The sequence below is a fragment of the Streptococcus sp. HMSC10E12 genome, assembly GCF_001807855.1.
In the GTDB taxonomy this organism is placed as follows: domain Bacteria; phylum Bacillota; class Bacilli; order Lactobacillales; family Streptococcaceae; genus Streptococcus; species Streptococcus salivarius.
This window is the reverse complement of the sequence record NZ_KV791094.1, coordinates 1-13,504: the sequence shown is the minus strand read 5'-3', so window position 1 is coordinate 13,504 and position 13,504 is coordinate 1. Positions and strand designations below refer to the sequence as shown.

Sequence of the window (13,504 nt, the reverse complement as noted above, 5' to 3'; positions counted from 1 at the left end):
ATCTCACCCCTCGTGGGGTTGAGAGGCAGGCTGGTGATGCGTGATCGGTCTGCCCCTCAATCTCAAGTATTGTGATGAAAAGACAATGAAGGAGAACTCATGTATTATTTTATTCCAGCTTGGTATGGACAGACGGATGAATTTTGGAAGACGGTTATTGATCCTTGGTACCGTATTCGCCAAAAAATTGAATTTGATGACAGCTTGCATCAAGTTCGTATTTTTCAGGATGAGGATTTAGCGCCTCAGCTTTTGCTTTTAGCCTACCAACCGCATTTGCGTTATTTCCTGCATCGTCATGATGTCTTGGAAGTTGGCTATACGGCTATTTTTGACTTGATTCAGGGTATCACTGATGAAGAGATGCGAAACCTTCAGGTGACAGATTTGGAATGGCCAGAAGGGTCTACATTTGTCCACACACCATTTGCAATTGTGGTTCAATGCCAACACCAGCGTTATGCCGAGGTTGAATTTGGATCAGAGGGATTTATTGGAATGATTCGCTACTTTAAGGATGAGCAGATCATTCGTGAAGATGTCTACGATGACCGGGGCTTTATTTCGAGTAGCCTTTATTATGAAGAGGGACAACCCATCTACCGAAACTACCTCAACGCTAAGGGAGTCTGGCAGCTTTGTCATTTCTTTGATGGACGTGGAATTGTAGCCAACCCTCGTACGGATGGTCGTTTTGAAAAGAGTTATTACGGTGACCTTTCAGAAGTTATCTGGGAATTTTTGAATAAATTCTTAGCTGAAGAGGTCAAGGCAGCAGATCGTTTTGTTATTGCGTCAGACCTGCGTCACAACAAACACCTCTTTGAACACTTGCCAGCAGAAAATACAAAGATTTTGACCTGGTTCGCAGAACGTAATCAGGAAGATAAGGTTGATGCTTATGCGGCCTTTCTTCCACAGGTGGACTTGATGATTGCGGATCGTTACGATTACTTGGAGCAACTTCAGGTTGCCTATCCGAAAGAGGCTAAGAAGCTCAAACACATGGCTTCCTTCGATACCCGTTTGGCTTTGGGAACCAGTCAACGTGTCAAAGAGTCTAAAATCTTTTATCAGGTTGACTTCGATCAGTTGGATTTAGAGGCTATTTATCAAGTTTTGGCTTTCGTGGCTAAGTATCCAAAGACACAGGTTGAGTTTGGAGCATTTAATGCCAATCCAGAGCAACTCGGTAGCCTGCAACATCAAGTGGAAAAAATGATTGAAGAACGTTTGAGTCCAGATGCCTTTGAAGAGGTTGTCGAAAGTAGTGGTGCAGAAAATAAATTGGAAGAAAATAATGAAATCGTCAGCCGATTTTCTTTCCAAGACCTGCGTGACGAGACTGCCCTTATCAAGGCCCTTCAGTTTACACGACTTATTGTCGACTTAAGCAAGGAACCTAATCGTTATACACAGATTGCTGGAATCAGTGCTGGTATTCCACAAATTAACCGTGTGGCGTCTGAGTATGTGACCCACCAAGAGAATGGTTATATCTTGAAGCACTTGTCCGATTTTGAAAAAGGGGCTTACTACTATTTGGGACAGTTGAACAACTGGAACCGTTCCCTTATCTACTCTATTGAGAAAATTAAGGAAAATACAGGAGATCGTTTGGTGCAAAAATGGGAAAATTGGTTGAAGGAGGAGCAGAATGACCAAGGATAATCGTCTGAAGATACTACAAGTTGGATCATCCAACTGGTCAGAAAATCAGGAAATTCCTGAAAATATGAAATGGTATTATTGCAATCTTGGTCAGCTTGAGACCTTACAAGAAACCATCGAAGAAGACGAAATCAAGGCTTTCACAGCGGTTATTGTGGACAGTCTTGCGGGTCTTGAGGAATTGAGGGCTATTAAAGAGTATTTGATTCCTCACACTATTTTCTTTGATCAAACGATTGAAGTGCCAGATGAGAGCCTCCTTCAGTTTCTGAAGGAAATTTGCGCTGTCCCAACGGATTTTTCAAATCATGGTCAGTTGCTCTTTACCCTTTCCAAGGCGCTCTTTTCAGGGCAATACGGGGATAAGATGTTTCCATTCACTACCCAAGTTAACCCAAATTTCAGTGGTGAAGTGACCTATCATGGTTATGAAAATGTCATTTTAAACGGTGACTACGGCCAAGAATTTAGTCCTGTCTTGGACTGGACCTATAATGTCAGAGCCAGCAAGGAAAATCCTATCGAGCTTTGGTTGGAATTCGAAAAAGAGGAGACTTGCGAGTGTCGCTTGATTCTCAATCTTTTGCCAGAAGGTTCGGTCGCAGGTATTTTCAAGACCTATATCGTTTCAGAAGAAGAAATGCGTAAGGGAGCCATTGTCCTCGATGAAGACACGACCTTCCTCCTGTCTGCTAGTCTTGAGATGAAAGGCCAAGGCCAGATTACAATCGGTGGGCTCCACCAACGTTTGACCCGTTTCCAATTCGGGAAATTTGTACTTGGTGGTGGCATTCTCCACGATAGCAAGCGTCAGGAAATCAACTATTTCTTTTATCCTGGGGACTTCAAGCCACCTTTGTCAGTTTACTTCTCAGGTTTCCGTCCTGCCGAAGGTTTCGAAGGTTTCGGAATGATGAAGGGGATGGGAACGCCATTCTTGCTCTTTTCAGACCCTCGTCTCCAAGGGGGAGCCTTCTATATGGGAACTGAAGAACTTGAAAATAGCATCAAAGACACCATCCAACATTACTTGGACTACCTAGGTTTTGACAATAGTCAGCTCATTCTCTCAGGAATGTCCATGGGAACCTTCCCATCAATGTACTACGGTGCGGACTTTGAGCCTCACGCCATCATCATGTCTAAGCCTCTAGCCAATGTTGGTACTATCGGTAACCGTGCTAGACTTTTGGCACCAGAGGTCTTTCCAACAGGAATTGATGTCTTGCATTTGCAGACAGGACGCTTGGATAATGAAGGTGTCGAGGCCCTTAATCAGAAGTTCTGGGATAAATTTGAAAAAGCAGACTTCTCAAATACAACTTTTGGTCTTTCCTACATGAAAGACGAGGATATGGATCCGACGGCCTACGAGGACATTACTAAGTCTCTCTATTACTCAGGGGCTAAGATTCTCAGCAAGGGAACGTCAGGGCGACACAACGATGATTCTTATACGGCGACAACTTGGTTTGTTAATTTTTACCGTATGATTTTAGAAAATGATTTTGGAAGGAAGGAGTAAGAATGTTCAGAAACAAGAAATCAGAAATCTTGTGGGGCTTAAACCACAAAGCCTACATGTATGGCTCAAAAATTGTTAAACGCCAAGATGGTTCTGTGCAATTTTACAATCCTTTGGTGCCATCAGGAACGGAAATCCAGTCTTGGGTGGCCATCCAAAACTATCAAGCTGGTCGTACTCAGCCTGCCCTCCCACTTTTGAAAAAGGGGCATAGTTATGATTTGACGGCCAATCTCGAAGCTGTCCCAACAGGCTCAGTCTTTTTGAAAGTCAGCTTTTTGGACCGTTATGACAATGAAATCAAACAGCTCATTGAAAAGAGTACCCACATGACCTTTGTTTATCCTCATGAGGCCTATACCTACCGTATTTCCCTCTTGAGTGCTGGGGTCAAAGAGCTGGATTTCTACAACTTAAAACTGGAAGAAACAGGAGAAGAACATGTTTAAACAACTGAATCCTATTCTCCCTGTTAAGGAGATACTCAAGGAAATTAACGGCCTAGCCGATGAAATGGCAGGTTTGAGCAACCTTGAGTTGAAAAATAAAACGCAGGAATTTAAGGAGCGTTTGGCTCAAGGAGAAAGCTTGGACGACCTCCTGCCTGAAGCCTTTGCGGTTGTTCGTGAAGCGGATAAGCGTGTGCTAGGCATGTTCCCTTATGATGTTCAGGTCATGGGAGGCATTGTCATGCACCAAGGCCATATTGCTGAGATGAATACCGGTGAGGGTAAGACCTTGACGGCTACCATGCCAGTCTACCTTAATGCCTTGTCAGGTGAAGGGGCTATCCTTGTTACGACAAATGAATACTTGGCTATCCGTGACGCTGAGGAAATGGGGCAGGTCTATGAGTTCCTAGGTTTGACGATTGGTGTTCCCTGTGTGGAAGGCAGCAATGAGATGGAACCGGCAGAGAAGCGTGCTATCTATCAATCAGACATCGTTTACACGACCAATTCTAGCTTAGGTTTTGACTATTTGATTGATAACCTTGCTTCAAACCAAGACGGGAAATACATGCGTCCCTTTAACTATGCTATCGTCGATGAGGTGGATTCTGTCCTCCTTGACAGTGCACAGACGCCTTTGATTATCTCTGGTGCGCCCCGTGTTCAGTCTAACTACTATGGGATGATGGATACGCTTATGACCACCTTGGTCGAGGGTGAAGACTATATCTTCAAAGAGGAAAAAGGTGAAGTTTGGTTGACCACTAAGGGTGCCAAGGCTGCTGAAAACTACCTCGGTATCGGCAACCTCTACGATGAGGAAAATAGTACCTTTGCCCGTCATTTGCTCTTTTCACTTCGTGCCCACTTGCTCTATAAAAAGGACAAGGACTACATCATTCGTGATGGTAAGAAAGGGCCTGAAGTGGTTCTTCTTGATAAATCGACAGGTCGTCTCTTGGAATTGACCAAGCTCCAAGGTGGACTCCACCAAGCCATCGAAGCCAAGGAATTAGTAGCCTTGTCACAAGAAACCAGAGCCATGGCTTCTATCACCTACCAGAGTCTCTTTAAAAAATTCAAGAAAATTTCAGGGATGACTGGTACTGGTAAGGTTGCGGAAAAAGAATTTCTCGATACCTATGGTATGAAGGTCATTCAAATTCCAACCAACCGTAAGAAACAACGTATCGACTATCCAGATAAGATTTATGCGACTCTGCCAGAGAAGGTCTTTGCTTCTTTAGAGTATGTTAAGCATTATCATGAAAAAGGCAATCCTATCTTGATTTTCGTTGGTTCGGTGGAAATGTCAGAGCTTTATTCTTCTTTACTTTTGCGTGAGGGGATTGCTCATAACCTCCTAAATGCCAACAATGCACCACGTGAGGCTGAGATGATTGCTGAGTCAGGACAAATGGGTGCCGTGACAGTTGCGACTTCAATGGCTGGACGTGGAACAGATATCAAGCTCGGCAAGGGCGTAGCTGAACTGGGTGGATTGGTCGTAATCGGTACGGAACGTATGGAAAGTCAACGTATTGACTTGCAAATTCGTGGCCGTTCTGGACGTCAGGGAGACCCTGGTATGTCTAAATTCTTCGTCTCACTTGAAGACGATGTGATTAAGAAATACGGTCCATCATGGGTTCACCGTACCTACAAAGAATACGCCATTAATGATCACATTGAGCCTAAGGAACTGACCGGTCGCAAGTATCGTAAATTGGTTGAAAAAGCCCAAGAAGCTAGTGAGAGTTCTGGTCGTACCTCACGTCGTCAGACGCTTGAATTTGCAGAAAGTATGAACATCCAACGTGAGATGATTTACGCACAACGTGACCGTCTCATCTACCACAATCAAGGTTTGGACACTGTTATCGACGAGGTTCTTGACGACTTCATCGACCAGGCTATGGCTGAGGAGGATTTCTCAAAAGCGGAAAATCTTTACCACTTTATCTTGCGTAATATCAGCTTCCGCATCAATGAAATTCCTAAGGATTTGGACCTCAACAATCGTGAGGAAGTCTTGGAACTCATCTACCAGTTTGCCTATCGTGAACTTGATGCTAAAAAGCAGGAGTTGAAGACCAAGGAACTTAACGAGTATTTCCAACGCCTATCCATGCTTAAGGCTGTGGATGACAACTGGGTGGAGCAGGTAGACTATCTGCAACAACTCCAAATGGCTATCGGTAGTCAACAACTCAGTCAAAAGAACCCGATTGTTGAATATTACCAAGAGGCTTACAAGGGCTTTGAAGCTATGAAACGTCAAATCAGAAAGGATATGGTTCGTAATCTTCTCCTTAGTCAGGTGCAAGTCACTAAAAAAGGAGATATCATCAGCCATTTCCCATAAAATAAGGAAATTATGACAGTATATAATATTAATTTAGGTATCGGTTGGGCTAGCAGTGGTGTCGAATATGCCCAGGCCTATCGTGCCAAGATTTTCAGGGAAATGGGACAAGAGGCAAAATTTGTCTTTATGGATCTCATTCTTGGAGATAATATCGAGCATATGACTAGCAAGATTGGTTTTGAAGACGACGAAATCATCTGGCTCCATAGCTATTTTACAGATGTTAAGATTGCACCATCGACTATTAGCCTAGCAGAAATTGAGGCTATCTTACCTGCCAATCCTGAGCGCAAGGAAGTTGCTGGCCGCCTCATTCGTTACCATTATCCACAAGATGATATGGTGGTGGCATGTAACCTTCGTGCGATGGACGAAGATGCTGTGGAAACAGTGAGCTACTTTGTCAATGACAAGCTCTTGCGCAAGGACTTTTACTCTTACACCCGTTATTGCAGTGAGTATTCTGCGCCTAAGGACAATCAAGCCAAGGTTTACCAACGTCGTTTTTATAACGAAGATGGGTCTACAGCCTATGACATGATTGTAGGAGACAATAATCAGGATATCTATCGTTTCCCTGATCAGGTTCTCTATGGTAAGCAAGAATTCCTTCGCTATTTCTTCAAACGTCTAGCCCTAACCAAGGATGATGTGGTCATCTTGGACCGTGAAACAGGTATTGGTCAGTTGGTCTTTGAAGAAGCGCAAGCTGCTCGCCTAGGTGTAGTGGTTCACGCTGAGCATTTTAGTGTCAATCAAACTGATGGCAACTATATTCTCTGGAATAACTATTACGAGTACCAGTTTACCAATGCGGACAAGGTTGATTTCTTTATCGTGGCAACTGATCGTCAGAAGGAAATTCTTCAAGAGCAGTTCCGTCGCTACACCAACCACGATCCAAAAATCTACACTATTCCAGTGGGAAGTCTGCCTGAATTGGTCGGGCAGGACAAACCACGTAGGCCATTCTCAATGATTACTGCTTCACGTTTAGCTCAGGAAAAACACATTGACTGGTTGGTTCGTGCGGTTATCGAGGTTCATAAGACTCTGCCAGATATCACTTTTGATATCTACGGTAGTGGTAGTATGGATGCCAAGTTGCGTGAGATTATTGTCGAAGCACAAGCTGGCGACTATATCCGACTCATGGGGCACGCTGACTTGACTGACATTTATAGCCAGTACGAGGTCTACCTAACAGCTTCAACCAGTGAAGGTTTTGGCCTTACTCTCATGGAGGCGGTTGGTTCAGGTCTTCCGATGATTGGATTTGATGTGCCTTATGGAAATCAAACCTTTATAGAAGACGGGGGCAACGGTTATCTCCTCCCTGTCGCTGAAAATCATGTTGTGGATGTCATCACCAAGTCCTATAAGGATGCCATTGTCCGTCTCTATGAAAAAGGCAATATCGAAGCCATGCGTCAAAAATCTTATGACCTTGCCAAAGGCTTCTTGACCAGTCAAGTTAAGGCAGCTTGGAAACAGTTACTTGAGGAGGTACGCTCATGATATTCTTATGTGATTACTACAATCAAGCCAGTAAGGATTTGGCTTACTCTCTTCAGGCAGCAGGCTACGATGCCACAACAGTTGTCATCAATCCAGATGGATTCCTCCCTCAAGGAGCTCTCTCTCCTTTCACCTACTATGTAGAAGCGGACGAGGAAACAGGCAAACCATGCTTTTTCAACCAAGTTCCTGTGCCAGCCTTTTGGGAAATTTCAGGGAACAATCAGATGGCGCGTGTGTCTAATCTCACCGAAGAACGTGCTCGCATCACCTACCCTGAAGGTAGCAAGGCTCGTATCGTCAAAAGTGTCGAATGGTTGGACAAGTCAGGTAAGATTCGCCAAGTGGACCACTATAACAAGTACGGTTTCTGCTTTGCCAAGACCACTCATGATGAGAATGGTCAGGCACTCTTTACCAGCTACCAAACCAAAGAAGGCGACGAACGTATCTTGGAAAATCATCTCACCGGTGATATTCTCTTGACCTTACCAGGACAAGCTCTTCGTCGTTTTGCCAACCGTACCGAATTTATCAAAGCCTTTCTAGCTCAGGTCTTTGGTGATATCGACCACATTATCTTTAATAGCTTGGCGACACCTTTCATCGTCTCATGGACTATGGAAAATCAAGGTGCCACTGATGTCCTTGTCTGGCAAGAGCCGTTGGGTGATGTCCTTCCAGGTAATATGAATGGTATCTTGGAAGATAATTCAGCCAGAGCCAATGCCATCATCATTCCTGATAAGGCGACTTATGAAAAAGCTTTGACCTTGGCGCCAGAGGACAAACATCATAAAATCTTGTCTCTTGGTTATGCCTATGACTTCAAGGAAAATCATGGCAAACCTCGTAATGCCTTTATCGCAACCAATTCAGACCAAATTGAGCGTTTGGAAGTCTTGGTTGAGTCACTCCCTGATGTGACCTTCCAGATTGCAGCAGTCACTGAGATGTCGCCAAGATTGCTCTCAATGATGCGTTATTCAAACGTTGTGCTCCATCCAAACGCTAGTCACAAGCAGTTGGATAAGCTCTATCAAGAGTCTGACCTCTACTTGGACATTAACCATCATAATGAGTTGTACAAGGCGACACGAACTGCCTTTGAACACCAATTGTTGATTTTGGCCTTTTCAGAAACAGCTCATGGACCTGTCTATACAGCGCCAGAGCATATCTATGCCAGTCAGAACTATCCAGCTATGGTTGCCAAGATTAAGCAGGTCCTAGGCGATGTTCAAGTTATGCAAGAAGCCATGCAAGCTCAAAAAGCTCAAGCCAACACCCTGACTGCCTCTGAGTTGGCCGACCGCTTACAATCACTTTTAGGAGGAAATCATGTCTAAAAAAGATTTATTCTACGGTGACGTTGAAGGCCGTATGGAAGAACTCAAGCAAAAGCCTATCACAAAAGAAAAAGAAACCAGAGGAGAGAAGATTAACAAGAGCTTTTCAATCATGCTCGGACTTGTTATTATCATCGGTTTGATCTTCACCCTTATTGGTTTGTTGAGGTAGTCTTATGATGTTAGTATTTATGGTTCTAGCAGTGATTCTTTCGGTTGCCCTTATCGTCCTAGTGACCATCCAACCGCGTCAAACGCAGATTTTTTCAACGGATGCCACGAGTAATATCGGTAAACCAAGTTATTGGGCTAGCCAACCAATTCGAAAAATGTTGACCTTGGCTATCAGCATAGCCCTCTTTATCCTCTTACTTATTTTTATGATTGTTTCTTATAAGTAGAGGACTTCCTACTATATAATAGAAAGAAGTATGTCATGCGCGTACATTTTACAAATTTATTTGGCCAGTCCTCACGTAGTGTGGCCTTGATTGCCCAAAATGATACCATGAAGATTGCCAGAGAGCTCGGTGCTAATGAACTAGGAATTTATTTCTATGATAGTAGCCAAGAGCCAGATGGAGAGCTTAATTCCCGCTTTGATGGGATTGTAGCAGGACTGAGTGTTGGAGATATCGTTTTCTTCCAGTCCCCATCATGGAATGGTAGTGAGTGGGATAGCCGATTACTCCGTAAATTCAAGGCTGTTAATGCTAAGACCGTTATGTTTATCCATGACATCCCACCTCTTATGTTTGATAGTAACTACTATCTCATGTCTGCTTATATTGACATGTATAATCTCTGTGATGTCGTCGTGGTGCCTTCTGAAAAGATGCGTGATCGACTGATTGAGGAAGGGCTAACAGTTGAGAAGGTTATCATCCAAAAACTTTGGGACTTACCTCACAGTCTTGACCTACACCAACCTAGTTTCCAGAAGAAAATTGTTTTTGCTGGGAACCCAACCCGTTTCCCACACGTCCTAGACTGGAAACAAACCACACCTCTTCACGTCTACGCTGAGAAACAAGAGGGTAAGGATTATTCCAAAGTCCACCTCGAAGGTTGGCGAAATAAACATGAGCTTTTGCTAGAGCTATCTAAGGGAGGCTTTGGTCTGGTCTGGGGTAATTCCGAAAATCCAGAGGACGAGCCTGACTACTATAAGATGAACATCTCTTATAAACTCTCGACTTACTTAGCCGCAGGTCTCCCAGTTGTTGTACCTGACTACCTCTCAAATGCAGACTATATTAGGGAACATGGACTAGGCTTTGTCGTTTCAAGTCTGGAAGAAGCAGACCGTTGTGTTCAAGAATGTACCGAGGAGCAGTATGCACAGATGGTAGCTAACGCTCGCCACACAGCCTACCTCATCAGTAACGGTTACTTCACAAAGAAACTTTTCATCGATGCCATTATGGCCTTAAGCTAATAAAAAAAGGATTATCGAAAGGTAATCCTTTTTTTGCTACAAATCTGAGCATATATCTTGACTTTTATGAAAACCACTCAAATCATTTTCACTTTAGACTTAAGGAGTTAAGAAAGACCTGTCTCTAATTAGGACTAATGTTAAAAAAACACCTGACAATCGACTTGTAAATGTAAAAAAACAGCCCTAAATAATTGATTGTAATTGTTCGAAAATTTACTACAAATCGAATTGTAGAAAAATTTAAAAGTAAAAAGTGATGACTTTAAAAATGAGAAAACCTACGGGAAATAGCGTAAAAACAAGTATTTAAACCGTTTTACTTCTAAAATAAGATTAACTGGTGTTAAAAAACAGAAAATTCAGAATTGCGAAAACCTTACATTTTTTAGAGAAAATGAGACAAAAAAGAACAATTTTTAGTCAACTTGTGTTATATTATAAAATGTAATTTCCAGATTAGGAAATGACTCATATTTTTAGGAGGTAAATATGTTTTTTAGACGTAACGAGGGAGAATTCCGTGAAACAGATCGCGTGACTCGCTTCAAACTTATCAAATCGGGTAAAAACTGGCTTCGTGCTGCAACATCTAACTTTGGACTTTTCAAAGTTGTTAAAGGTGGCGCAGACGCTCCGTCAGTAACAGTTCAAAATGTAGAAGAAAAATCTTCTCTTCTTTCAGGTACAGCTCTTCTTAAAGGGATTGCAGCAGCAGGTGCTGTGGCAGGTGGTGCAGTAGCAACTTACACTGCTCAAGCCGAAGAAACAACAGCACCAGCTTTGGAAAGCCAAGCAACTACAAACCATGACGTATTGGCAAACTCTGAGGCAGCTGTATTGAGCGCTGCTCCAGTATCAGAAACAGTAGCTTCAGAAGCTCCAGCAGTAGCATCAACAAGCCAAGAGTCTACAAGCTCTTCAGTTGACGCTCAAGCAAGCACAGATGCTTCAGTTTCAGTATCACAATCTGTATCAGCAGAATTGTCACAAGCTATTTCAGAATCTGTATCACTTAGCAAAGTGAACTCAACTTCTGAAAGCCAATCACACACTGAAAGCAACAGTGGTTCAAATTCAGAATCAGCTTCAGAATCAGCAACTTCAACAGCTGCAACTGCATCAGAAACAGCTACTCAAGAAGATGAAAAAACTATCTTGGATCAAAACGTTTCAGAAGCAGATTTGCTTGTAGGTATCGCTAAAGATTACCAAGCTAAGTTGACTGATACAGCTGCTAAAGCTGAAATCCAAACTGCTATCGCAACAGTTCAAGAAGAAGTTGCTAAATCAACAACATTGCTTGCTGCATCAGCAACAAACGCTGCTTACGCAGAACAACGTGAGCGCCTTGGTAACGCTGTTGACAACATGATGACTAAGATCACTGACAACGGCTTCACAGGTAACTCAGTAGTTAACGGTGTTGCAGCAGTTACTGCACAGTTGGCACCAATCTCAACAAGCACTACTGGTAGTGTAGATACTAACCCAGTTATTTCAAATGCTAATGGTGCAACGATTGAAGATGCAGCCTTCAATGAAGCTGATTATGCTTTGGATCCAAACGCTGATCGTTTCACTTTCGGTGTATGGCAATTCCTTAAAACAAACCACGCTACTGGTGCTAAAACAAACTTTGATTACTACGCTACACTTTCAGTAGACCGTTCAGCAATCACAGGTAGCCTTTCAGCTAACCCAGATGTTTACTTGCGTATCGTTAAGAAGTCTGATGGTTCAGAAGTTTACACTCGTACAATCAAAGCGGGAGAAAGCAATATCTCACTTCCAAGCTACATCACAAACAATAACTCTGATGTAACTAACACTTTGACATACGCAGCTGCTAACGGAACTAATCCAGGTAACGTTACCTTCTCATTGGTAAATGCTAACCTTGAGTATGAAACACTTCAAATCCGTGATACTAACTACCCAGGTAACCAAGGTGAAGACAAACAAAACGTTCAAACTTCTGTTCCTTATGCTAAAGCTGATCAAACAACTTACTATAAAGTCGTTGACAGTAGCAAGTACACAGAAGGTCAAACATACAAACCAACTGGAAATGAAACAGTTCTTGCAAGCTATACTCAAACAGGTCTTGCAGGGCAACAATTCACAGCCTCAGGAAATCGTGATGTTGCTGGTTACAAACCTGTAGCTGCCACAACAGATACAACTCAAAAAACATCAGGTATTCTCGGTAAGGGTGTTGTTGGACAAAAACTTGTCGAACTTCAAGGTGGAGCAAACCACTACTACGTGAAACGTATTTCTGAAATCGTTGATACTGATGGCTCAACTGTAACGAAATTCTACGCCCTTGATCCATCTCAAGTGAACAATTTTGCTACATCAGATATTGGTACTGAAGATGTATCTAAGTACACACTCATCTACACAAGTAAAGTTAATAAGGCTGGTGAAGAGTGGAAGGCTGATGAGACTAAAGTTACAAAAGTAAACAGTAAAAATGGTGACTACTATCTTGAAGTCAACGAAACTGCTGGAAGCAAATCACTCATTATCACTGGTTGGTCGTCTCCTACTGAGACAGATACTTATAAACAAATGGATGGAACTCTACACACTTATCCACGTCCATTCAAAGGTGCTCCAAGCACATCATTGACACCTGCGGGTGCCGGTAACAACAGTTACAACGTTATTGCTGGTAAAGTTCCAGAGATTCAAGCAGAAGGATCTGTAGCAAATGATCCTACAGCTCCAAACGGAAAAGTATACTCTAATTTGAAGGGTTATACTTCATTCTCAAATAACTACTCAATTACATCAGCGGTTAAACCTTCAACTGATGTGAACTATTACTTCGTTAAGATGAATGATTCTGAATCTGCTTCTCAATCGCAATCATTCTCAAACTCTGCATCAAACTCGCAATCCGAGTCAGAAGTAGTGTCTAAATCACAATCTTCATCAGAATCAGAAGTAGCGTCTAAGTCACAATCTGTATCAGAATCAGAAGTGGTTTCTAAATCACAATCAGTGTCACAATCAGAATCAGAAGTAACATCTAAGTCACAATCTGTATCAGAATCAGAAGTGGTTTCTAAATCACAATCAGTGTCACAATCAGAATCAGAAGTAGCGTCTAAGTCACAATCTTCATCAGAATCAGAAGCAGTGTCTAAGTCACAATCTGTATCACAATCAGAA

10 protein-coding genes are annotated in these 13,504 nt (G+C 42.7%); all 10 read left to right on the top strand.

Going from position 1 to position 13,504, the window contains the following annotated elements:
- Nucleotides 1–99: 99 nt before the first annotated feature.
- Nucleotides 100–1,671 carry an accessory Sec system protein Asp1 gene (gene asp1, locus HMPREF3112_RS06105; protein ID WP_070438666.1) on the top strand — a complete coding sequence of 524 codons (1,572 nt, stop codon included), beginning with the start codon at nt 100–102 and terminating at the stop codon, nt 1,669–1,671.
- Nucleotides 1,658–3,196, top strand: a complete 1,539-nt coding sequence (gene asp2 / locus HMPREF3112_RS06100) for an accessory Sec system protein Asp2 (RefSeq protein ID WP_070438663.1) — start codon at nt 1,658–1,660, stop codon at nt 3,194–3,196. The genes asp1 and asp2 overlap by 14 nt, the downstream gene beginning before the upstream one ends.
- 2 nt (nt 3,197–3,198) lie before the next feature.
- Nucleotides 3,199–3,645 carry an accessory Sec system protein Asp3 gene (gene asp3 / locus HMPREF3112_RS06095; RefSeq protein ID WP_048790133.1) on the top strand — a complete coding sequence of 149 codons (447 nt, stop codon included), beginning with the start codon at nt 3,199–3,201 and terminating at the stop codon, nt 3,643–3,645.
- On the top strand, nt 3,638–6,013 hold the full coding sequence (secA2, locus tag HMPREF3112_RS06090; RefSeq protein ID WP_070438660.1) for an accessory Sec system translocase SecA2: 2,376 nt from the start codon (nt 3,638–3,640) through the stop codon (nt 6,011–6,013). Before asp3 ends, secA2 begins: the two co-directional genes overlap by 8 nt.
- A gap of 12 nt (nt 6,014–6,025) precedes the next feature.
- Complete coding sequence (gene gtfA / locus HMPREF3112_RS06085; protein ID WP_070438657.1) at nt 6,026–7,534, top strand: accessory Sec system glycosyltransferase GtfA; 1,509 nt, start codon at nt 6,026–6,028, stop codon at nt 7,532–7,534.
- On the top strand, nt 7,531–8,883 hold the full coding sequence (gtfB, locus tag HMPREF3112_RS06080; protein WP_048790130.1) for an accessory Sec system glycosylation chaperone GtfB: 1,353 nt from the start codon (nt 7,531–7,533) through the stop codon (nt 8,881–8,883). The genes gtfA and gtfB overlap by 4 nt, the downstream gene beginning before the upstream one ends.
- The gene (asp4, locus tag HMPREF3112_RS06075) at nt 8,876–9,055 is read left to right on the top strand and encodes an accessory Sec system protein Asp4 (protein WP_002883547.1); all 180 of its coding nucleotides are present in this window, start codon (nt 8,876–8,878) and stop codon (nt 9,053–9,055) included. Before gtfB ends, asp4 begins: the two co-directional genes overlap by 8 nt.
- 4 nt (nt 9,056–9,059) lie before the next feature.
- Complete coding sequence (locus HMPREF3112_RS06070) at nt 9,060–9,284, top strand: accessory Sec system protein Asp5 (RefSeq protein ID WP_002883546.1); 225 nt, start codon at nt 9,060–9,062, stop codon at nt 9,282–9,284.
- 35 nt (nt 9,285–9,319) lie between these two features.
- Nucleotides 9,320–10,321 carry a sugar transferase gene (locus HMPREF3112_RS06065; protein WP_070438654.1) on the top strand — a complete coding sequence of 334 codons (1,002 nt, stop codon included), beginning with the start codon at nt 9,320–9,322 and terminating at the stop codon, nt 10,319–10,321.
- Between the two features lie 492 nt (nt 10,322–10,813).
- The coding region (locus HMPREF3112_RS06060) for an accessory Sec-dependent serine-rich glycoprotein adhesin (RefSeq protein ID WP_141738653.1) at nt 10,814–13,504 on the top strand (2,691 nt) is incomplete at its 3' end.